This is a genomic window from Planococcus sp. CPCC 101016 (assembly GCF_007859295.1).
Lineage (GTDB): Bacteria > Bacillota > Bacilli > Bacillales_A > Planococcaceae > Planococcus.
In genome coordinates, this window is the sequence record NZ_VOHB01000002.1 from 198,376 (window position 1) to 218,014 (window position 19,639).

Here is a 19,639-nt window from a genome sequence, read left to right on the forward strand (position 1 = left end):
CATGACCATACATGAACCATTAAGAAAGATTAAATTATTGAATCCTGAGCACCCGAATAAATCGACTGGCGTTTTGAACGGCCAGTCTTCGGGTCTATTGAATTGGAATGATATCGCCTATCCGCAAATGTACGATTTGTATCAGGCTTTGCTGGCTAACTTCTGGAAGGCGCAAGAAATCAATATGCAAGATGACATTAAGCAGTGGGACAGCTTAACCGATGTAGAAAAAGATGTCTTTTTGCGCATCAACACGCAGCTGGCTTCACTCGATAGTTTACAGACGCCGACAATGAGCCAGGCAATGGATTACGTCACCGACTCCAGCTTTAAGGCCATATTCGCGGTCATTTCTCAGCAGGAAGCGGTTCATACCGAGTCATATTCGTATATTTTAAGTTCGTTGGTATCGGTGAGCGAGCAGAATGCACGTTTCAATCAGGCGAAAAGCGATCCGGTTGTCCAAAAACGCAATGATTTGATTTTGGATGCCTATGAGGAATTCCGCCAAAATCCGACGCCGCAGAACCTGTTCAAGCTGAGCGTTAATTCCATCAACCTGGAAGGGATTTACTTCTATGCCGGCTTTGCCTTTTTCTATCACTTGGCACGCCAGCAGAAGATGCTGAAGACCAGCACAATGATCAGCTATATCCAGCGCGACGAAATGCAGCATGCGTATTTTATCGCTCAGTTTATCCGGATTATGTTGACAGAAAATCCAGAACTCAATACAGATGAGAATATCCAATATATCTACAAGACCATTGATCAAGCTGTACAGCTCGAAAAAGAATGGGCTCATTACATTTTGGCTGATATCGAAGGCTTGGATTTGGCAGAGTTCGAAGGCTATGTGGAGTATTTGGCCAATAAACGCCTGCGTCAGCTTGGATTGGATAACCTTTATGAAGAGCGCAGCAATCCAATGCCGTGGATTCAAGTGTTTGGCGACGATATGATGAATGAAACAAAATCCGACTTTTTCGAACAAAAATCACGGACTTATACGAAAGTATCGCAGTCCAATGGCTTTGACGAACTCTAGTCCGACACTGGCAATTATTTATGCATCGGTCACAGGCAACACGGAGCAGCTTGCTAATATGGTCCACAAAGCTGCGTTGGCTAAAGGGTTCAGAGCCGAGCTTTACGCAATAGAAGACTTTCCGCTGACAACATTGTCGAAATTCAATGTTGTGCTGATCGGCACCTATACATGGGGAAGCGGAGAGATTCCAGAAGAGCTGCGTGATTTGTATCGGACCTTCGAAACACTAGACAAAAAAGAACTTCAGACCGCCGTCTTCGGAACCGGTGACAGTTTTTTTGCGGAGTTTTGCGGGGCCGTGGACCGCTTCCGTGACATGCTGTACGTGCACACGAAACTTGTAGCGACATTGAAAGTGGAATTGATGCCACAGCCGAGTGATTCCATACGCTGTGAAAAACTGATTGAACTGATCAAAGTAAAAAGGATGCAGATGTTTTCCTCAGAAAACCACGGGTATAGATAACTATACAAAGTTCTTTGAGGAGCGATGCATATGCCACAAGCAAAATGGCTGAAATTAGGGACTGCTGCGTTTTTATCCATTGGCATACTAGCCGCCTGCGGCAACAGCGAACCAGAAGCACCAAATGGAGAAGATGAAAAGAATACGGAAGAGCAAGAAGATGACTCTTCTGATGAGCAAGAAGAGGAAGAAGAGGAAGATTAATTTTACTTCCTACTTTTAAGAAGAAAATGCAGCTGTTTAAAAAATCGCCGAAAGGCGGTTTTTTATTTTTTGTGCGAAAAGTGTTTTATTTGAAAAGAAGGGGTATATGAAGAAAAAGAGGATAAACGATAAAATGATTTTTAATATACAAACTGCAGGAACAACTGAATTTTTTTCGGTGTGAAATCTCGTTGTTCAATACGCTCGTCGATGCATCAGAAAAATAAGTGATTGCTTCTTCAAAAACCAAGAAATCAATGGCAAACAGAGCGGCAATTTTGTTTCTTGCTTTAGTACAGTTTGAAAGATTAACAGAATATAGATGGAAATCCATCAATTATGTGGCTGGATGTGACAGACGATAGCGCTGTAGACAACGCCGAAGAGAATTTACGGATTCTTTTCGGCGTTTTTTGTGACAAAATTTCCTGTTTTATTAAAATCCAATACATTGGCTGGAAAAACAGAAAGGATGAGCAGGATGGAACAGTTAGAGCAATTGGCTGAACAAGTGGGCATGTTAATGAATTCAGAAGTGGAGCTTCAGGCAGGTGAATGTTTAATCAAAAGAAAAAGAAACATCAATATTTCATCAAGGGATAAAAGTTTCTCTTGTACTTTAGATCATGACATATCTTTCAAAAATTTAAAAGATAACGGAAAAGCATATAACCAAGCAGAGATATTTTTATTGCCGGGGGAGTTGGCTTCGTTTATCAATGCGCTTCACCGTCACCCGATCCCATTGCCGACAAATTACCAGCATCGTATAGACAGCAACCCGGACATCATCTGCGTCTATCTGTCCTCAGAAGAGGCTCCTGAGAATTTTGCTGCCAGGCTTTCTGCCGCTTTTGATGCCATTGAACAAAAAACTTTAATTTGAGCAACTGCTAAAGGAAGGAGATACACATGCTGAACAGGTACAAACCAGCACATCAGAAAATCGCTATGGGGCTGTTATCTTTTATGCCTAAGGAGCGAAACGTCAAACAACTCAGAAAAACGATGGAACTGTATCATGAACGCCCGGACTGGCAGCTTTTTCTTTGGAAAGAAGGAGATGATTTTGTTGGAGCGATCGGCATTCATGTAGAAGATGAAGAAAGTTTTACTGTCCACCACATTTCGGTGATTCCTTCATATCGTGGAGAAGGAATTGGCCATAAGATGTTAGGGCGGGTTGAAAAGCTCATGGGAAATCGGAGAGCGAAGCCGATAGAAGAAACGAAAGCTTTTCTAATGAAATGCAGAGTATGAACAAACTCTATATGCCCAAAAAATCGGCTGCCGTTTTTGACAGCCGATTTTTCTATAGGCAAATTTCCATCTTCGCCTATACACAGCGTATAATAAAAGGAATAGGTAGATTAAAAAAGTGGAACAAAGAGGTGCTCATCATGATCATCATCATCGATAATCAAGATTCATTCACATACAATCTGGTTCATTACTTTGAGCAATTGGATGCAACTGTGCTTGTGTTTCAGAACGATGAACTTACAGCAAAGCAAATAGAAAAGTTGTCGCCGGATCTTATTGTGCTATCGCCCGGTCCGGGACGCCCTGCCGCAAAAGGCGCTAGCAGAGAAGTATTGACAGAGCTGAACGGCCGGATACCGATTCTCGGCGTCTGTCTTGGGCATCAAACCATCATTGAGCATTTCGGAGGCCGGATCGTTAAAGGAAGCCGGCCCATGCATGGGAAAGTCTCTTTGCTGACACACGATGGCGAAGGGCTATTCAATGGGATTTCCAATCCGACAACCGTGACCCGCTATCACTCTTTGGTAGCGGAAGAAACAATACCGGATTGCCTATCGGTGACAGCCCATTCAGAGGACGGGGCCATCATGGCAATCCGTCATCGGTCGCTGCCAGTTGAAGGTATTCAGTTTCATCCGGAATCGATTTTGACGGCTGAAGGTTTCAGTATGCTGAAGAATAGTTATGAGTTTGCCAAACGATGGAAAGAAAACAATAAGGGAGGTGCTGGCTATGTCAAACCCTTACCTACTGTTTGAGTTTCGGAATGAAGATGGAGAGATTGAACCGCTTGTCTTCAACGAACCTATAAAAATCCTTGAAACTACGTTGCTTTCGGAAGTGCAGGAGGTTATGAAAAAAGTCGAAAAGGCAGTAGGCGCCGGGTTTTACGCGGCAGGCTATGTTGCCTACGAAGCAGCACCGGCTTTTCATCCGGAAATGAAGGTACAGCCAGCGGGTAAAATGCCGCTTGTTTGGTTCGGTATCTTTAAAGAACCGAAAAAAGGTTCACCCGTTTCCGAAGAGCAACAGCCATACAGCGTCTCTGATTGGACAATGACCAGTTCCATGGAACGCTACAAAGAAGGGATTCAGCGCATCAAACTGGCGATAGAAGAAGGGGATACTTATCAGGTGAATTATACGGAACGTCTAATTGCCGAATTCACTGGCAGTGACTCAGCATTCTATCATCAATTGGCGAGAAATCAGCAGGCGGATTACGCTGCGTATTTGAACTTAGGGAGATTTCGTGTACTGTCCACTTCTCCAGAGCTGTTCTTTAAAGTGAGAAGCGGCAAACTGACAGCTAAACCGATGAAAGGCACCGCCCCTAGAGGACGCACGACAAGTGAGGACCAACGCAATATAAAGGCATTGAAGGCTTCTGAAAAAGAGCAGGCTGAAAATTTGATGATCGTCGATCTGCTGCGAAACGATATGAGCCGATTAGCGAAACCAGGAACGGTTAAAGCGGATCCGTTATTCACAGTGGAAACGTATCCGACAGTTCATCAGCTGACCTCTACGGTTGAAGCGCAATTGGATGAGACTTCAACCATCCTGACCTGGTTTCAGGCATTATTTCCGTGCGGATCGATTACCGGTGCTCCTAAAATCAGCACGATGAATTACATAGCTGCTTTGGAACAAACGCCAAGAGAAGTATATTGCGGCGCAATCGGCTTTATTACGCCCGATAAAGACGCTATTTTCAATGTGCCAATCCGCACAGTCGTCATCGATAAAGAAATGGAGACCGCGCGTTACGGTGTGGGTGGAGGCATCACTTGGGATTCGACTTTTGAAGGGGAGTACCGGGAACTGCAGACAAAAGCGGAAGTGCTGACAGCAAAGCGACCGGTTTTCAACCTGCTGGAATCTTTGAAACTGGAAGATGGGCAATATCCTCTGCTGCCATATCATTTGGCGCGCCTTCAAGATTCTTCGGATCATTTTCATTTCCCGGGAAATATAGATGAAATTGAATGGGAATTGATGAAGCTCGCAAAAAAATATCCAAAAGGCATCTATAAAATCCGCCTTCTATTAGATGAAAAAGGGCTCTTGGAGTTGCAGGCTCAGAAAGCGGTACCTACCGAAGAACCGGTCAAATGTATGTTGGCATCTTCTCCTGTAGACAGCAAAAATCCATTTCTGTTCCATAAAACAACCCACCGAAAAGTCTACGAAAAAGCCGGTGAAAATTTGCCGAAAGAACTATTTTCAGTATTATTATGGAACGAAAAACACCAGCTGACCGAATTCACCATCGGCAACCTGGTGGTGGAAAAAGACGGCCGGTTTTTCACTCCACCGATTTCCTGCGGGCTGTTGGCTGGTACATTCCGACAGTATCTTCTGGATCAAAAGTTGATCGAGGAGAAAATATTAGATAAACAGGATTTGGAAAATTGTGACGCCATCTGGTTTGTAAATAGCGTGCGCGGCTGGCTAGCCGTGGAACTGTTAAGTTAATCTTCTCTGTAGTCTGCTGATTGAGCCATGGTTAAGTTGTAACATTCAGTCTACTGGGGTTTAATAGGGGATGAGAGTATTTTCCAATACTAGGAGGCGGAACAGATGGAGTTAGCAGGAAAAGTGGCAATTGTAACAGGTGGGGCATCCGGTATCGGTTTGGCGACAGCCAAAGCATTTCTCAATAAAGGAGCGAAGGTAGTCATTGCAGATTTTAATGAAGAAGGCGGCAAGCAGGCCGAACAGCAATTGAAGCAAGGCAACGCCGAATTGGCCTTCATTAAAGTGGATGTGGCCAGCGAAGAGTCGGTTGAACAATTGGTCGCAGCAACTGTCGAACGTTTCGGAAGAGTCGATATTATGGTCAACAATGCAGGTATAGGTGTCCTTAGTGTGACACATGAATTAACATATGAAGATTATCACAAAGTTGTCTCGATCAATCAGGACGGCGTCTTTTTCGGTGCCAAGCATGCAATTAAGAACATGCTGGAAAATGGCGATGGCGGTGTAATCATCAATACTTCATCAATTCTTGGATCTGTCGGTGAAGGCGGTGCATTTGCCTATAACGCGACGAAGGGCGCCGTTAATCTGATGACTAAATCGCTGGCACTGCAATATGCAGAGCATAAAATCCGTGTCAATGCAGTGGCTCCTGGCTATGTTGAATCCGGTATGGTCAGCAAAGAAGCGTTAGGCGATTTTTATGACGCATTGGTGGACAAGCATCCTGTCGGCAGAGTTGGACAACCGGAAGAAATTGCCCATGCAGTTGTTTTCTTGGTTGAAAATGAGTTTGTTACCGGCAGCACACTGATGATCGATGGCGGATATACTGCTCAATAAGAATGAAAAGAAAAAGAGCTGTCCTGTGCAGCTCTTTTTTTGCTGAAGTGTTTTACATCTCGCCATTAGGGAATTTTCAGGTAAGATGATTTTATGAAATGAACAACGAAATAAAGAAGAAGGTAGGGGATCAGTATGAAGAAGCTGGGAATGATCGGAGGAACAGGTCCTGAGTCCACGGTCGACTATTACCAATCGATTATCAGCAAATTCCAGGAAAAGACCGGAAGTCAGGAGAACTTGCCGGAACTGCTGATCTATAGCATCAATATGTACAAGATATTCGATTTGCTCCAAAGCGGGGAAGAAGAAGAACTGGCGGAATATTTGGCTGCGGCAGTACTGAGCCTGGAAAGAGCGGGGGCCGACTTTGCGGTTATTTCTGCTAACACCCCGCACATCGTTTTCGACAAGGTTCAGCAGAAAGTGAACATTCCGATGATCAGCATCGTGGAAGGGACCTATCGGAAAGCTGAACAGCTAGAACTTCAGAAAGCTGGATTGCTTGGAACCAAATTCACTATGGAAAATGAATTTTTTAAAGAACCGTTTACTGCGAATGGCAAAGAAATCTTTGTGCCGAATGAAACCGAACAGCAATACATTCATGAAAAAACAGTTAAGGAACTGGAACAGGGAATCGTGGAAGATGAAACAAAAAAAGAATTTCTAGCAATCGCTGGCAAGTTGATCGAACGGCATAATATCGATTGCCTCATCCTTGGCTGCACTGAATTTCCGATGATTTTAAAACCTGAAGATTTGGATATTCCTCTATTGAATACTGTGGAGATTCATGTTGAAGAAATCGTGGAAATGATGCTGGAAGACTAGTTGCAGAGATTGAACGCATCTGAAAAAAGCAGACTTTCCAAGGAAGTCTGCTTCAGACTATAGACAAAGTAAAACCAAAATCAATTGGATGTATAATCCAGCCGATCTGGCGACTTCGCTTTCCGTGGGCTCAGCTTCAGCCTCTCCGTCACTGGAAAACCCATGCTCCTGCATCGCTGCGCTGCTTCTAACAGAAGTCTTCGTGGCCAGCCCGGTCGGGATCGTATGGTTTCAATCAAAGGAAGAAGCCTGCTAGTCAGCTCAGGGTAAATAAAGCCTGAGTAAGGCTGTCAAAAAAACCTTCACTCGAGGATTTGAAGCGCAGGATCCGGTGTAAGTAAGATGAAATGAGAATTCATTCGGTTAGTGATATATATTCTTTAGTCTACAACCTCAAGCAGACTTTCTAAGGAAGTCTGCTTTTTTTAATTTCTGTTTATTTTTTGCTCAACAATTTCTTGGATATACTTCATTGTTTGCTGCTGCGCTTTTTCAGCAGTGTAATGATTGCGTTTATTCAAGAAGTTTGAGAACATGCCTTGCCACACCAAATTTGTTAATTCATTCAATTCTTCAGCAGCATCTTCATCCAAAAGACCCTCTTGAACGATGAAGTTGATGGCGAACCGTCCACGCTCTGTAAGACTTCTCTCCAATAAACCTGGCAGTAATTCCTCTGGAACTTCTACAAGGTCAGATGGATACAATTCATAATAACGTTTCAGCATATTTTCAGGGTGGTCGCCAAGATCCATCAGGAAAACAGCATTGAAAATTTCAGGGATCTTGAAAGAATACTCGCTGAAACATTTCCAGGCTATCAGGTACTTCTCAACAGGGTTTTCCGTTTTATCCATTTCATCGGTGACGGTCTGGATATAAGGGCGTAAAAACTTTAAAGAAGCAAAAAACAGCAAGTGGGAAAGTTCATCGAAATAATTATAGATCGTAGCGCTGTTGTATCCTGCCTTTTCGGCCACTTTTCGGATAGTTACATAACGAAATCCTTCTGTCTGAATCAATTCTTCGGTCGCATCAATAAAGTAAGTCCACATGCGCCGCTTTTTCAGCATATTCTTTTCCACTAGCCGATTCTCCCCCTAATTATCAAACTATTCTTATATAATGTTGTATTGCTCTATACTATCATGATAACCTAAATAGACAGAAAAGTAATCATGATTATTTTTTAATCATGATTTTATTTTTTAAAATCTAGGGGGAAAAAAGATGAATAAGGTAAAAATTGATCCACTCGTATTTTGGTCTTCTTTAATCGTGATTGTTATAGCTACTCTAGGCCTGGTAATTTTTCAAAACAGTGCAGAACCTGTATTAAATTCGATGCTTACAGGAATCACCTATAATCTTGATTGGGCATTTCAGTTTTTGACATTCGGATTATTTATATTACTGATGTACTTGGTGTTCAGTAAATACGGAAAAGTAAAACTTGGAGATGAACCTCCTGAGTTCTCTACATTCAGCTGGGGAGCTATGTTGTTTTGTGCAGGCATGGGGACGAGCATCATGTTCTGGTCGATGATGGAACCAATGTATTATTTCATGGGTCCGCCATTCGGACTGGAGCCAAACAGCAGCGCTGCAGCAGAATGGGCAGTCGCATACGGAATGTTTCACTGGGGAATTTCTGCATGGGCGCTTTACGCCTTGCCTACAGTGACGATTGCTTATTCTTTTTTTGTAAAGAAAAACCACTCGCTAAAAATTAGTACGGCCTGTCGGGGAGCGTTAGGAAAACACGCTGATGGCTTTATCGGTAAAGCTATTGATATCTTGGTCATCTGGAGTTTGGTCGGTGGACTCGGCACTTCTCTTGGGTTGGGCGTACCAATGGTATCGGCAGTCATAGGAGAAATTTTTGGTGTTCAACAATCGATGATGTTAAGCATCATCATCATTATTATTTGGGTCATTATTTATAGTGCAAGTGCTTATATGGGACTGTATAAAGGAATACGGAAACTCAGTGACTGGAACGTCTACTTGGCATTAGGCCTAGCGCTTTTCGTATTGCTGGTGGGACCAAGTTTGTTTATCCTATCTAATTTCAGCAATAGTTTTGGATTGATGCTGCAAAACTTCGCTTTCATGAGCTTTTCGACTGATCCCATCAACCAAGGCGGCTTTCCGCAAAGTTGGACAGTCTTTTATTGGGCTTGGTTTGCAGCTACGGCTCCTTTCATCGGTTTGTTTGTTGCCCGCATTTCAAGAGGGCGGACAATACGTGAATTGATTACCCATATTTTGATCTGGGGGTCTGTCGGCAGCTGGATTTACTTTGGTATTTTTGGTGGCTATACCTTGAATCTTCAATTGAGTGGAGCGCTTGACGTCATTGGAATTATGAGCGAAAGAGGGGACCCTGCCGCAATTGTTGAAATCCTGAAAACCTTGCCGCTCAGCTTCATCGTCTTGCCGTTCTTCGCACTACTCGGATTTATATTCCTCGCAACGTCGTTGGATTCGGCTACTTATATTTTAGCGGCGATTACGACAAAAGAACTGACTGCAGGCCAAGAGCCGGCCCGCTGGAATCGGATGCTTTGGGGCATGGTACTGGCTGCATTAGCCGTGTCTTTGCTATTGATCGGCGGTTTGAAAGTGATCCAGACATCATCCGTCATTGTGTCGGTGCCGGTAATCATTCTTTATGTACTGCTTTCGGTTTCACTTCTGAGATGGCTGAAGCAGGATTATCCTGATACAGCAAAGTCAACTGAAAAAGGAGAGCTAAAGTAATGGTATTTAATGTAAGAGAAAGCACAAGGTTAATAAAAGAAGATTTTCCACACGAAGTGGATATAGTCGAGCATTTATGGATTCCTATGTCAGACGGAGTTCGGTTGTCGGCGAAATTATGGATTCCAAAATGTGCAGCAACAAAACCGGTGCCAGCGGTATTGGAATACCTTCCTTACCGGAAGAATGAATTCACTGCATTGCGGGACTCAATTCGCCATCCGTATTTTGCAGGGCATGGATACGTCAGCATCCGTGTCGACATGAGAGGGTGCGGAGATTCAGAGGGCATCATGTACGATGAATATGCGAAACAGGAACAGGACGACGCACTCGAAGTGCTCGACTGGATTGCAGAGCAGGACTGGTCGACTGGTTCTGTCGGCATGATCGGAAAATCCTGGGGCGGTTTCAACGGCCTTCAAGTTGCAGCACGTCAGCATCCCGCTTTAAAAGCGATTATTACGCTTTGTTCTACTGATGACCGCTACGCTGATGATGTCCATTACAAGGGAGGCGTGATGCTCGCTTCCGATATGCTATGGTGGGCTTCGACGATGCTGGTTTATAACGGCCGGCCTGCCGATCCGCAAAATGTAGGGGACGCATGGCGGGAGAAGTGGCTGGACCGACTGGAAAAAACACCTCCATTTATAGAAGCGTGGATGAGTCATCAGCGGCGTGACGCTTACTGGAAGCATGGATCAGTTTGTGAAAACTACGGGGATATCAAAATTCCAGTCTATGCAGTCGGTGGCTGGGCTGATGGCTATACCAACGCAATCTTTCGGATGGTACAAAATTTAAAAGGCCCAAAAAAAGGATTGATTGGCCCTTGGGCTCATGAGTATCCGGAAGTTGCGGTTCCCGGTCCACAAATCGGCTTCCTGCAGGAATGCTTGCGCTGGTGGGATCAATGGTTGAAAGAAGAAGAAACAGGTATTATGGATGAGCCCGTCTTCCGCATGTGGCTGCAGGATGCAGTTCCACCGAAGACCGATTACGATGTCCGTCCCGGTGAGTGGGTTCTTGAGAACAGCTGGCCGACAGAAAATGCCAAAGAACAAACCATGTACCTGGGTGACTTGCAATTAATTGACAAGCCGGATGGCGGCAAGGAAAGCTTAATGACTCATCAACAGCATGGATTATATGCTGGTGTTTACTGCCCTTTTGGCCAAGAGGGGGATATGCCGTCAGATCAGGCAATCGAAAACGGATTGTCCAACACCTTTACTGGCCCTGTACTTGAGGAAGAGCTGGCGATTCTCGGATTTCCTAAAATGCAGGTGAAGCTTCTCAGCGACAGTAGACGGGCAAATTTGGCCGTGCGTTTGAGTGATCTGTCACCTTTTGGCACATCGAAGTTGATCAGTTGGGGTCAATTGAACCTGACGCACCGCAACAGTCATGAGTTTCCTGAAGATGTGCCGACCGGTGAAGAATTTATCGTAACCGTGGAGCTGGATGCCATCGGCTACAAAGTGCCAAAGGGGCATCGCCTGCAATTATCCGTGTCCCCAGTCTATTGGCCGCATGCCTGGCCCGCAGCAGAAGAAGCGGACCTCCAGATCATCAAAGATCAAGATACGAAATTGCTGATTCCGGCTTACACCAATAAAACAAAGCCTGAAGATATTGCAGCTTTCGAGCGTCCCGAAACTGCTGCTGTGATGGATCGTGAAATAATTCGGGAAGCGGGAAGGGTTCGTGAAATCCGTCATAATACGGTGACAAATGAGTGGGTTTTGGAAGATTTTTCAGATGAGGGATGCCGTCGCTTGCCGGCAAATGGCCTGGAATACGGCAGTACCAATAAAAACGTTTACCGCATTACTGAAGGAGATCCTTTATCGGCTTCTGTAGTCTGCGATTGGACGTTGACAGTGGGCCGTGAGGATTGGCAAACACGTCTGGAGTCTACAAGTACTATGACTTCTGATGCTTCGAAATTCTATATAACCAGTGGATTAAAAGCTTTTGAAGGCGACAAAATGGTTTATGACACATGCAGGAAATTCGAAGTGGAACGAGATTTTAATTAAGGTTAGAAAAGGAGCATTCCATTTCAATGGAAGCTCCTTTTTTTTCAATCTGTTTAATTATTGAATCGTTATTCAAGTAGTTTTTTCAGCATGTTCAGGGCAATGGGCGATTAGCTTGTTGGTATCTTGTCTTTTTTAGCCAATAGTTACAAATTCTCTGAATGGAAAACAGGGGCAGGATAAAGTATGATAAAACCACAAGCAAAACCCTTGCCTTTAAAGGAGGTGGTATCAGATGACAATCGCAGTTCAATTGTCAGCGTCAGAAAAAACTCATGCAAAGCCTGGTATTTGGAGAGGCGATACTTTGCATGGGGGTACAAGCAAGATCTAATCGCTCCCATAAAATCTAGCCGTTCTTTACGCCGGGCTTTCTTCCTTATATACGCAGCCAATAAAACATAAGGAGTGGGCTTACATGATCCATGTAAAAGAAACCAATCAGAACAGTGACAGCACGGCAGAAAATCCAAAAGCTTTTATCCGGAACGACCAATATAACTTCATCAAAGACCAGACGAAAATCCTGGTGGCAGGACAAGCAAGCGCCAATGATGCCGAGGTGCTGAATGTTCTGCGGCATCTGGCATACGAAAAAGTCAATAAGCTGTTCCCGTCACTTACCGAGCAGCAAAAGAAAATCCTGGGCCCCTTGGTGCAGGTAAAGGAACTTGGTGATGCGGAAACATTCCTGGAACAGCTACAGCCCTATATTATTCCATTCAAAGCAGTGACCGACCAGGGATTGAAGAAGTTATTCCCGAAAGCAAAAAAATTTAAAGGACCAAAGCTGGAGACGATTAACTTCAAAAGGACTTCCTATTTGGCCTGGACGGAAAGCTCCAATCTGATGTATTTGGTGGCTGATGAAAATGATCGGCTGATCGGCGTCCAAGGCAGTTTTACCCGCAGCGGAAAACAGGGAATCTGCACCATTTGCAACCGTCACAGTGAGGTAGGCATGTTCATCGCCAAGACTAAAAGTTCGGGGCAGGATCAGTTTATCAAACGAGGCAATTATATTTGTCAGGATTCTGCAGCCTGCAATGAGAATATCAAAACTTTGGACCGGCTGAATGAATTCATTGGCCAATTTCAAAAGTAAACTAGCTTTATCAGAACCGCTCATGACAGTCACGGAAGATGACTTCAGGAGCGGTTCTTTTTTGTTGCAGAACCTTTTCAGCCAGTAGCGAGAGTATCAAAAGTAGCAGCATTGAAAAATGGTGTTCTTTTTTTATTTTCAGGAACAATAAAAGCAATTTAAAAATAAATAGAATTTTCTTTTAATTAACTATTGATTTATCGTGTAAGCGCTTTTATAATAAGTGATAATATCAAATGTCACAACACTGAACAAATGTAAAAGGGGAGGCGAAAAAATATGTGGGGATGGTTCATCGTTGTTTTTGCTGCAGTCTGGCTGCTTCAAATTTGGATGACCAAGGCGCAACTAAAAAACTATCACGAAACAATCAGAAAGTTGAGCAGAAGACCGTCGGGGTATTTGGGAGTGGGAATCCAGAAGCAGAAGCTTGGAATAGGGGCAATAGCCATCCTGGTTATCGATGAAACCGGAACCATCGTGGAAAGTCAATTGATGCGGGGGGTCACAGTATTCAGCCGTTTTGAACCGTTTACAAAATATATTGGTTTGCCATTAGATGCAGTTAAGGCAGTTCTTGGAGAAGAACCGGTGGATCTGGCTTTTAAGATGGCAATTGAAAAAATAGAATCTCAAATGAATGAAAAGACAAATCTAGCGGTATAAGGAGGAAGAAAAATGGACTTTTTAGTTAGATTGGCAGAAGGGTTTATTGGTATGTTCCAAGCAGGTGGAGATACTTTTGTAGGTCTAGTGACCGGTATTATTCCATTGCTTGTTGTCCTGATCACCGCAGTCAATGCATTTATCCGTTTGGTGGGAGAAGAGCGGATCAACAATCTTGCACGCAAGAGTACCAAAAATATCATTTTGCGATACACGCTGTTTCCTGTCTTAGCGGTATTCTTCCTGACCAACCCGATGGCTTATACCTTCGGGAAATTTTTACCGGAAAAGCAAAAGCCGGCCTTCTACGACTCGGCAGTATCTTTTGTGCATCCGATCACAGGGTTGTTCCCGCACGCCAATCCTGCTGAGTTATTCGTTTACTTGGGGATTTCAGCTGGTATCACACAATTAGGCTTCTCGTTGGGGCCGTTGGCGATTCGCTTCTTTATTGTAGGGGTTATCGTCATTTTGATACGAGGCATTGTCACCGAAATCATCACAGTACGCATGATGAAAGCGCGGGGCATGGAAGTCTAATCATCCGAGTGGTTTAAAAAAGGGAGGTAAAGAAAATGAGCAGCATTCAGACGCCATTGAACTATAAGCCAGTAACAGTAACGAAAGGCAGAGGCGGTTGGGGCGGTCCGTTGACCATTCGGCCAAATGAAGAAAAACGGTATATTGTCTCTGTAACAGGCGGCGGTATTCATCCGGTCGCTGAAGAAATTGCGAAACTGACCGGTGCCGAAGCAGTGGATGGATTTAAAGGTTCCTACGGTAAAGAGACCATGGCTTGTGTCATCATCGATTGTGGCGGGACTGCCCGTTGTGGGGTTTACCCGAAGATGGATATTTTAACGATCAATGTCAATGCGACATCGCCTTCGGGACCATTGATGAAGTTCATAAATGAAGGAAACTTCGTATCCGGTGTCACGCTTGAAAACATCAGTGCAGTAGCTGCTCCTTATGAAGATCAGGATGCAGTAGAAGATGCGGTCGACAAAGTGGAAAGTCCGGCAGCGCGCCAAATGACTCCACAGGAGATAAAAGAAGAAGCGAAGCGGAAAGCGGCTGGCTACCAGAAGCCGAAAAAAATGAACATCATCGAGAGAATCGGCCGTGGGGCCGGTAAAGTTGTTGGGATTTTCTATCAGGCAGGACGCGAAACCATCGATCAAGTGCTGAAGAACATCTTGCCGTTCATGGCCTTTGTCAGTATGTTGATCGGGATTATTACCTATACCGGAATCGGTGACTTGATTGCCAATTTCGTCTCGCCTTTAGCTGGAAATATCGGCGGCTTGCTGCTCTTGTCTGTTATTTGTGCATTACCGATCTTGTCCCCGTTACTTGGGCCAGGAGCCGTTATTGCACAGGTAGTCGGAGTTCTGATCGGTGTGGAAATTGGCCGTGGGAATATCCCGCCGGAATTGGCGCTGCCTGCACTATTCGCCATCAATCCGCAGGTTGGGGCAGATTTTGTGCCAGTTGGTCTGACATTGGGAGAAGCAGAACCTGAAACGATAGAAGTCGGCGTTCCGGCAGTGTTGTTGTCACGTGTTATAACCGGTCCAGTTGCGGTTGTTATTGCATACTTGTTCAGTTTTGGTCTGTACAGCTAGAAAATAAGGAGGTAATAAGGTGGAGGATATTATGACGAAAAAATACGAAGCGAAAATCACAGAAATCGGTGAAGAAGTGGAAATCTTTTTGGAGGAAAACATGCTGGTCATTTTCAACGACACAGTGCCCGAATCGCTGCGGTCTATCGGAGTGATCCATGAACGGGCAGACCTGCTTGAGAAAGTTGAAGCCGGAGATGTGCTGGAAATCAACGGACAGCAGTACGATATCTTATTTGTCGGAAGCAAAGTAAATGACACGTTGGAGGAAATCGGCCATTGCACCATCGCTTTTAACGGTGAAACAGATGCCAGCTTGCCGGGAACAATGTGTGTGGAAAATAAGGCGTTGCCTGAATTGCAGATCGGCACCACTATTCGGATTGTGAAAATTTAAAAAAGAGGAGGTTAGTTCATGCTAGGAATAAATAGAAAACTCGAAGAACTTGAACGGAATGGTGAAATCATCAAAGTCGGCGTAGTGGGAGCTGGCCAGATGGGACGCGGAATGATTTCCCAGATTGAAAGTATGGCAGGTATGCGTGTTGTCATCACCGCGGATATTCAAATCGATAACGTCACGAATGCTTATGTGAAATCGGGCGTTTCAGAGTCTGACATTGTAGAAACCAATAACGTAGAGCAGGCGAGCTCAGCAGTGAAGGAAGGAAAAGTGGTGTCGACAACAGATGCGCAATTGGTCACTTCACTGCCTGAAGTGGATGTCATCGTCGATGCTACGGGAGTTCCCGACATCGGGGCAAAAATTGCCTGGGATGCCATTCTTAACCGTAAGCACATTGTGATGCTGAATGTAGAGGCTGACGTAACGGTAGGGGTCATTCTGAAGAAAATGGCAGATGCCAGCGGAGTCGTCTACACAGGGTCAGCAGGCGATGAACCGGGCGCCATTATGGAACTGTATGATTTTGCCGATGCACTTGGCTTTGAAGTCGTGGCTCTTGGGAAAGGCAAGAACAATCCATTGAATCTGAATGCCAACCCTGATTCAGCGGCGGAAGAAGCTGCCAGAAAAGGAGCCAGTCCGAAAATGCTTGCTTCTTTCCAGGACGGAACGAAAACAATGGTTGAAATGACAGCAGTAGCAAATGCCACAGGTTTCTTGCCGGATCAACCGGGCATGCATGGATTTGTCAGCGACGTAAAAGGACTGCCGGAAATCTTCAAATTGAAAGAGGATGGCGGACAAGTCAATAACAAACAGATTGTTGAATACATCAACGGTGTTGCACCCGGTGTATTTGCCATCATCGCTTCTGAAAAAGAAGAAGTAAATCACGAATTGAAATATTTGAGCATGGGTGAAGGACCGAATTACGTGCTATACCGTCCTTATCATTTGACCAGCCTGGAAACGCCTATTTCCATTGCACGCGCGTATATTTACAATGAAGCGACGATTGCACCTTGGCATGGGCTGAAGGCGGAGACCGTGACAGTAGCGAAAATCGATCTGACAGCTGGAGACTTTTTGGACAGCATCGGAGGATTTACAGTATACGGCCATATTCTTACCGCACAAGAGGCGAGCGAAAAAAATGCATTGCCACTTGGATTGGTCGATAAGAATGTTCGCTTAAAACGGGATATCAAAAAAGGTGAAGTCATCACCTATGAAGATGTGGAACAAACCAAAGATTCAACGATTTGGCGCCTGCGCCGTATGCAGGATGACACATTTAAAGCAGGAGCCCAGAAGGAAATTCCGGTCAAAGCATAAGGTTTAGCGCTCTCCAACTCATGTAGAGGAAAAAACCCAATCAATCGAATGGGAGGTGTCCAAGCATGAAACTGAAAACTATGGAAGCGGCATTATTCTGCAACCATTGTAAAGAAGAAGTGAATCATGAAATTACGTATATCAACGATGACATTAAAAGCATCCGTTGTGAGCAGTGCAATAAAACAAAGCAGCTCAAGGTAGACGTTAATAAGAAATTCTACAAAGAAACCTATGACAGGATTTCATCGAAGCCGACAAGGATCACGCAGGAATACAAAGACGATTTGAGCCATCTGCTGATCTCGCTGCCGGTTCGGACTGTCAGTAAACCGTATCGGCTGCTGAAGGATGTCAATGCTTCACGAAAAATCATTAAGCAGTACAAGTCCAAAAAAAGCCGAGCTAAATAGTATCACTGTCCTAGGGCCAAACTTCTCCATAACCATTCGAGAGGGATGGCCCTTTCGAATTACTTGACTAAATAATCAAAAAATATTATATTTTACATATGTCACATACGTGAACATATGTAAAAGGAGGAAGACAAATGACTCAAAAACTAAAATTGCCGCCTCAAGTAAAAGAGACGGAGTTAAGAGAACTATATAAGCAGATGTGGCTGATCCGATTTTTTGAAGAAAAAGTCGATGAGTTTTTCGCAAAAGGGATGATTCACGGCACGACTCACTTAAGTGTCGGACAAGAAGCCTCCGCAGTCGGTGCTATCGCAGTGTTAGAGGACAAGGACAAGATCACCAGCACACACCGTGGCCATGGACATTGCATTGCCAAAGGCGCCACTGTCAATGGCATGATGGCTGAGCTTTTCGGCCGGACGACCGGGTACTGCAAAGGCAAAGGGGGTTCGATGCACATTGCGGACGTAGATAAAGGGAATCTTGGGGCCAACGGAATTGTAGGAGGCGGCTTTGCGATAGCTGCTGGAGCAGCCCTGACTTCGCAAATGAAAAAAGAAGGATATGTTGTATTGTGTTTCTTCGGAGACGGCGCGTCCAATGAGGGAAGCTTTCATGAAGCGCTAAATCTGGCATCTATTTGGAAATTACCGGTCATCTTTATTTGCGAAAACAACCAATACGGCATGTCAGGACCGGTCAAGGAAATGATTAACATCGAAGACATCGCCGATCGTGCCGCAAGCTATGGCATTCCAGGCAAAGTGGTCGATGGAAATGATGTCTTTGACACGATGAATGGAGTCAGCGAAGCGGTGGAACGGGCACGCAACGGAGAAGGACCTTCTATCATCGAAGCCAAAACTTACCGTTCAAAAGGTCATTCGAAGAGCGATGCCAAAAAGTACCGGACGCGCGAGGAAGAGAAGGAATGGCTCTTGAGAGATCCAATTAAATTGATGGCTGAAGTAATGATCGAGGAAGGAATCTTTACGCAGCAAGAAGCAGATCAAATTAAAGCGGATGCGAAAAAAGAGGTTGAAGAATCTGTTGAATTTGCAAAAAATAGCCCAGAGCCGACATTGGATGCATTGATGGAAGACATTTACGCATAAGACGAAGTAAAGGAGAATCGACGCATGAGAGAATTGACATATTTAGAAGCGGTAAGAGAAGCCATGAGCCAGGAAATGCGTGAGAATGAAGATGTTTTTATATTAGGAGAAGATATTGGCGTCTATGGCGGCGCATTCGGTGTCACACGCGGAATGATTGAAGAATTCGGTCCAGAACGGATTCGCAATACCCCTATTTCTGAAGCGGCCATCTCAGGTACGGCAGTCGGAGCGGCATTGACGGGAATGCGGCCGATTTTGGAATTGCAGTTTTCCGATTTTATGACCATTGCAATGGACAATATGGTCAACCAGGCAGCAAAGATTCGCTATATGTATGGCGGAAAAGGAAAAGTGCCGATGGTGCTCCGGACACCGGCTGGTTCCGGAACAGGGGCTGCGGCGCAGCATTCCCAAAGCCTTGAGGCCTGGATGGCTCATATACCGGGATTAAAGGTGGTTCAACCTTCCACGGCCTACGACGCCAAAGGATTGCTGAAAGCAGCAATTGATGATGATAACCCAGTTATATTTTATGAACACAAGCTTTGCTACCGTACAAAATCCGATGTTCCGGAAGAAGCTTACTCGATTCCGCTTGGCAAAGCCGATATCAAAAAAGAAGGAACGGATGTGACGATTGTCGCAACTGCCATTATGGTCCACAAATCATTGGAAGCGGCTGAAGAACTTGAAAAAGAAGGCATTCATGTCGAAGTAATTGATCCGCGGACACTTGTGCCGCTTGATATCGAAACCATTGTCCAATCCGTCAAAAAGACCGGACGCCTCGTTGTCGTCCATGAAGCAGTAAAGCGCGGAGGATTTGGCGGAGAGATTGCCAGTCTCATTGCGGAAAGTGAAGCCTTTGATTATTTGGATGCACCCATCAAGCGGCTTGGCGGTAAAGCGGTTCCAATTCCTTATAATCCAGAGCTCGAAAAAGCGGCGGTTCCTGGAGTGTCCGATATTGTTACAGCCGTTAAAGAAACGTTAAACCGCCTGTAGG

Annotated in this window: 21 protein-coding genes; 20 read left to right on the top strand and 1 reads right to left on the bottom strand. The window is 44.7% G+C overall.

From position 1 onward, the window contains the following. Window position 1: 1 nt before the first annotated feature. From FQV26_RS00955 to FQV26_RS00990, 9 genes are all read left to right on the top strand, one after another. Window positions 2-1,048 carry a ribonucleotide-diphosphate reductase subunit beta gene (locus FQV26_RS00955; RefSeq protein ID WP_146555511.1) on the top strand — a complete coding sequence of 349 codons (1,047 nt, stop codon included), beginning with the start codon at window positions 2-4 and terminating at the stop codon, window positions 1,046-1,048. Further along, window positions 1,029-1,517 carry a flavodoxin domain-containing protein gene (locus tag FQV26_RS00960; protein WP_146555512.1) on the top strand — a complete coding sequence of 163 codons (489 nt, stop codon included), beginning with the start codon at window positions 1,029-1,031 and terminating at the stop codon, window positions 1,515-1,517. The genes FQV26_RS00955 and FQV26_RS00960 overlap by 20 nt, the downstream gene beginning before the upstream one ends. Before the next feature lie 30 nt (window positions 1,518-1,547). Further along, window positions 1,548-1,721, top strand: a complete 174-nt coding sequence (locus tag FQV26_RS18660) for a hypothetical protein (RefSeq protein ID WP_186759575.1) — start codon at window positions 1,548-1,550, stop codon at window positions 1,719-1,721. A 481-nt stretch (window positions 1,722-2,202) separates the two neighbouring features. After that, window positions 2,203-2,607, top strand: a complete 405-nt coding sequence (locus FQV26_RS00965; RefSeq protein WP_146555513.1) for a DUF1259 domain-containing protein — start codon at window positions 2,203-2,205, stop codon at window positions 2,605-2,607. 26 nt (window positions 2,608-2,633) lie between these two features. Continuing rightward, window positions 2,634-2,981: a GNAT family N-acetyltransferase gene (locus tag FQV26_RS00970; protein ID WP_146555514.1), complete on the top strand. Its 348-nt coding sequence runs from the start codon at window positions 2,634-2,636 to the stop codon at window positions 2,979-2,981. A gap of 140 nt (window positions 2,982-3,121) precedes the next feature. Next, entirely contained in the window at window positions 3,122-3,745 is a 624-nt protein-coding gene (locus tag FQV26_RS00975; protein WP_146555515.1) for an anthranilate synthase component II, read from the top strand. Then, entirely contained in the window at window positions 3,720-5,465 is a 1,746-nt protein-coding gene (gene pabB, locus FQV26_RS00980; protein WP_146555516.1) for an aminodeoxychorismate synthase component I, read from the top strand. Before FQV26_RS00975 ends, pabB begins: the two co-directional genes overlap by 26 nt. A gap of 105 nt (window positions 5,466-5,570) precedes the next feature. Next, window positions 5,571-6,314, top strand: a complete 744-nt coding sequence (locus FQV26_RS00985; protein WP_146555517.1) for an SDR family NAD(P)-dependent oxidoreductase — start codon at window positions 5,571-5,573, stop codon at window positions 6,312-6,314. 135 nt (window positions 6,315-6,449) lie between these two features. After that, window positions 6,450-7,148 carry an aspartate/glutamate racemase family protein gene (locus tag FQV26_RS00990; protein WP_146555518.1) on the top strand — a complete coding sequence of 233 codons (699 nt, stop codon included), beginning with the start codon at window positions 6,450-6,452 and terminating at the stop codon, window positions 7,146-7,148. A 425-nt stretch (window positions 7,149-7,573) separates the two neighbouring features. Here the strand turns inward: FQV26_RS00990 and FQV26_RS00995 are convergent, their stop codons facing one another. Further along, window positions 7,574-8,233, bottom strand: coding sequence for a TetR/AcrR family transcriptional regulator (locus tag FQV26_RS00995; protein WP_261384235.1), 660 nt, complete (start codon window positions 8,231-8,233; stop codon window positions 7,574-7,576). A 145-nt stretch (window positions 8,234-8,378) separates the two neighbouring features. Between FQV26_RS00995 and FQV26_RS01000 the strand changes: the two genes are divergently transcribed. The 11 genes from FQV26_RS01000 to FQV26_RS01050 all read left to right on the top strand — a co-directional run bounded on the left by FQV26_RS01000 (window position 8,379) and on the right by FQV26_RS01050 (window position 19,638). Next, window positions 8,379-9,911: a BCCT family transporter gene (locus FQV26_RS01000; RefSeq protein ID WP_146555519.1), complete on the top strand. Its 1,533-nt coding sequence runs from the start codon at window positions 8,379-8,381 to the stop codon at window positions 9,909-9,911. Then, entirely contained in the window at window positions 9,911-11,956 is a 2,046-nt protein-coding gene (locus FQV26_RS01005) for a CocE/NonD family hydrolase (RefSeq protein WP_146555520.1), read from the top strand. The genes FQV26_RS01000 and FQV26_RS01005 overlap by 1 nt, the downstream gene beginning before the upstream one ends. Window positions 11,957-12,374: 418 nt before the next feature. Further along, entirely contained in the window at window positions 12,375-13,061 is a 687-nt protein-coding gene (locus FQV26_RS01010) for a FusB/FusC family EF-G-binding protein (protein ID WP_146555521.1), read from the top strand. Window positions 13,062-13,340: 279 nt separating this feature from the next. Beyond that, window positions 13,341-13,727, top strand: coding sequence for a transcriptional regulator GutM (locus FQV26_RS01015; protein ID WP_146555522.1), 387 nt, complete (start codon window positions 13,341-13,343; stop codon window positions 13,725-13,727). A 12-nt stretch (window positions 13,728-13,739) separates the two neighbouring features. Further along, window positions 13,740-14,267 carry a PTS glucitol/sorbitol transporter subunit IIC gene (gene srlA, locus FQV26_RS01020; protein ID WP_146555523.1) on the top strand — a complete coding sequence of 176 codons (528 nt, stop codon included), beginning with the start codon at window positions 13,740-13,742 and terminating at the stop codon, window positions 14,265-14,267. 35 nt (window positions 14,268-14,302) lie between these two features. After that, window positions 14,303-15,355 carry a PTS glucitol/sorbitol transporter subunit IIB gene (srlE, locus tag FQV26_RS01025; protein WP_146555524.1) on the top strand — a complete coding sequence of 351 codons (1,053 nt, stop codon included), beginning with the start codon at window positions 14,303-14,305 and terminating at the stop codon, window positions 15,353-15,355. Window positions 15,356-15,374: 19 nt separating this feature from the next. Beyond that, a complete protein-coding gene (locus FQV26_RS01030; protein WP_146555525.1) occupies window positions 15,375-15,752 on the top strand; it encodes a PTS glucitol/sorbitol transporter subunit IIA in 378 nt (125 codons plus the stop codon). A gap of 18 nt (window positions 15,753-15,770) precedes the next feature. Beyond that, entirely contained in the window at window positions 15,771-17,096 is a 1,326-nt protein-coding gene (locus FQV26_RS01035) for an NAD(P)H-dependent oxidoreductase (RefSeq protein ID WP_146555526.1), read from the top strand. A gap of 65 nt (window positions 17,097-17,161) precedes the next feature. After that, complete coding sequence (locus FQV26_RS01040; protein ID WP_146555527.1) at window positions 17,162-17,509, top strand: bh protein; 348 nt, start codon at window positions 17,162-17,164, stop codon at window positions 17,507-17,509. 137 nt (window positions 17,510-17,646) lie between these two features. Beyond that, complete coding sequence (locus tag FQV26_RS01045) at window positions 17,647-18,630, top strand: thiamine pyrophosphate-dependent dehydrogenase E1 component subunit alpha (RefSeq protein WP_146555528.1); 984 nt, start codon at window positions 17,647-17,649, stop codon at window positions 18,628-18,630. 24 nt (window positions 18,631-18,654) lie between these two features. Next, the gene (locus FQV26_RS01050; protein WP_146555529.1) at window positions 18,655-19,638 is read left to right on the top strand and encodes an alpha-ketoacid dehydrogenase subunit beta; all 984 of its coding nucleotides are present in this window, start codon (window positions 18,655-18,657) and stop codon (window positions 19,636-19,638) included. Window position 19,639 lies beyond the last annotated feature (1 nt).

What these genes read in the sequence shown, in the direction of transcription:
- FQV26_RS01015 (WP_146555522.1), top strand. Translation starts at nt 13,341, where the DNA reads ATGTGGGGATGGTTCATCGTTGTTTTTGCTGCAGTCTGGCTGCTTCAA.
- FQV26_RS01005 (WP_146555520.1), top strand. Translation starts at nt 9,911, where the DNA reads ATGGTATTTAATGTAAGAGAAAGCACAAGGTTAATAAAAGAAGATTTT.
- srlA (WP_146555523.1), top strand. Translation starts at nt 13,740, where the DNA reads ATGGACTTTTTAGTTAGATTGGCAGAAGGGTTTATTGGTATGTTCCAA.
- FQV26_RS01050 (WP_146555529.1), top strand. Translation starts at nt 18,655, where the DNA reads ATGAGAGAATTGACATATTTAGAAGCGGTAAGAGAAGCCATGAGCCAG.
- FQV26_RS00955 (WP_146555511.1), top strand. Translation starts at nt 2, where the DNA reads ATGACCATACATGAACCATTAAGAAAGATTAAATTATTGAATCCTGAG.
- FQV26_RS01010 (WP_146555521.1), top strand. Translation starts at nt 12,375, where the DNA reads ATGATCCATGTAAAAGAAACCAATCAGAACAGTGACAGCACGGCAGAA.
- FQV26_RS00985 (WP_146555517.1), top strand. Translation starts at nt 5,571, where the DNA reads ATGGAGTTAGCAGGAAAAGTGGCAATTGTAACAGGTGGGGCATCCGGT.
- srlE (WP_146555524.1), top strand. Translation starts at nt 14,303, where the DNA reads ATGAGCAGCATTCAGACGCCATTGAACTATAAGCCAGTAACAGTAACG.
- FQV26_RS00965 (WP_146555513.1), top strand. Translation starts at nt 2,203, where the DNA reads ATGGAACAGTTAGAGCAATTGGCTGAACAAGTGGGCATGTTAATGAAT.
- pabB (WP_146555516.1), top strand. Translation starts at nt 3,720, where the DNA reads ATGTCAAACCCTTACCTACTGTTTGAGTTTCGGAATGAAGATGGAGAG.
- FQV26_RS01035 (WP_146555526.1), top strand. Translation starts at nt 15,771, where the DNA reads ATGCTAGGAATAAATAGAAAACTCGAAGAACTTGAACGGAATGGTGAA.
- FQV26_RS00960 (WP_146555512.1), top strand. Translation starts at nt 1,029, where the DNA reads ATGGCTTTGACGAACTCTAGTCCGACACTGGCAATTATTTATGCATCG.
- FQV26_RS00975 (WP_146555515.1), top strand. Translation starts at nt 3,122, where the DNA reads ATGATCATCATCATCGATAATCAAGATTCATTCACATACAATCTGGTT.
- FQV26_RS01000 (WP_146555519.1), top strand. Translation starts at nt 8,379, where the DNA reads ATGAATAAGGTAAAAATTGATCCACTCGTATTTTGGTCTTCTTTAATC.
- FQV26_RS01045 (WP_146555528.1), top strand. Translation starts at nt 17,647, where the DNA reads ATGACTCAAAAACTAAAATTGCCGCCTCAAGTAAAAGAGACGGAGTTA.
- FQV26_RS01040 (WP_146555527.1), top strand. Translation starts at nt 17,162, where the DNA reads ATGAAACTGAAAACTATGGAAGCGGCATTATTCTGCAACCATTGTAAA.
- FQV26_RS18660 (WP_186759575.1), top strand. Translation starts at nt 1,548, where the DNA reads ATGCCACAAGCAAAATGGCTGAAATTAGGGACTGCTGCGTTTTTATCC.
- FQV26_RS00990 (WP_146555518.1), top strand. Translation starts at nt 6,450, where the DNA reads ATGAAGAAGCTGGGAATGATCGGAGGAACAGGTCCTGAGTCCACGGTC.
- FQV26_RS00970 (WP_146555514.1), top strand. Translation starts at nt 2,634, where the DNA reads ATGCTGAACAGGTACAAACCAGCACATCAGAAAATCGCTATGGGGCTG.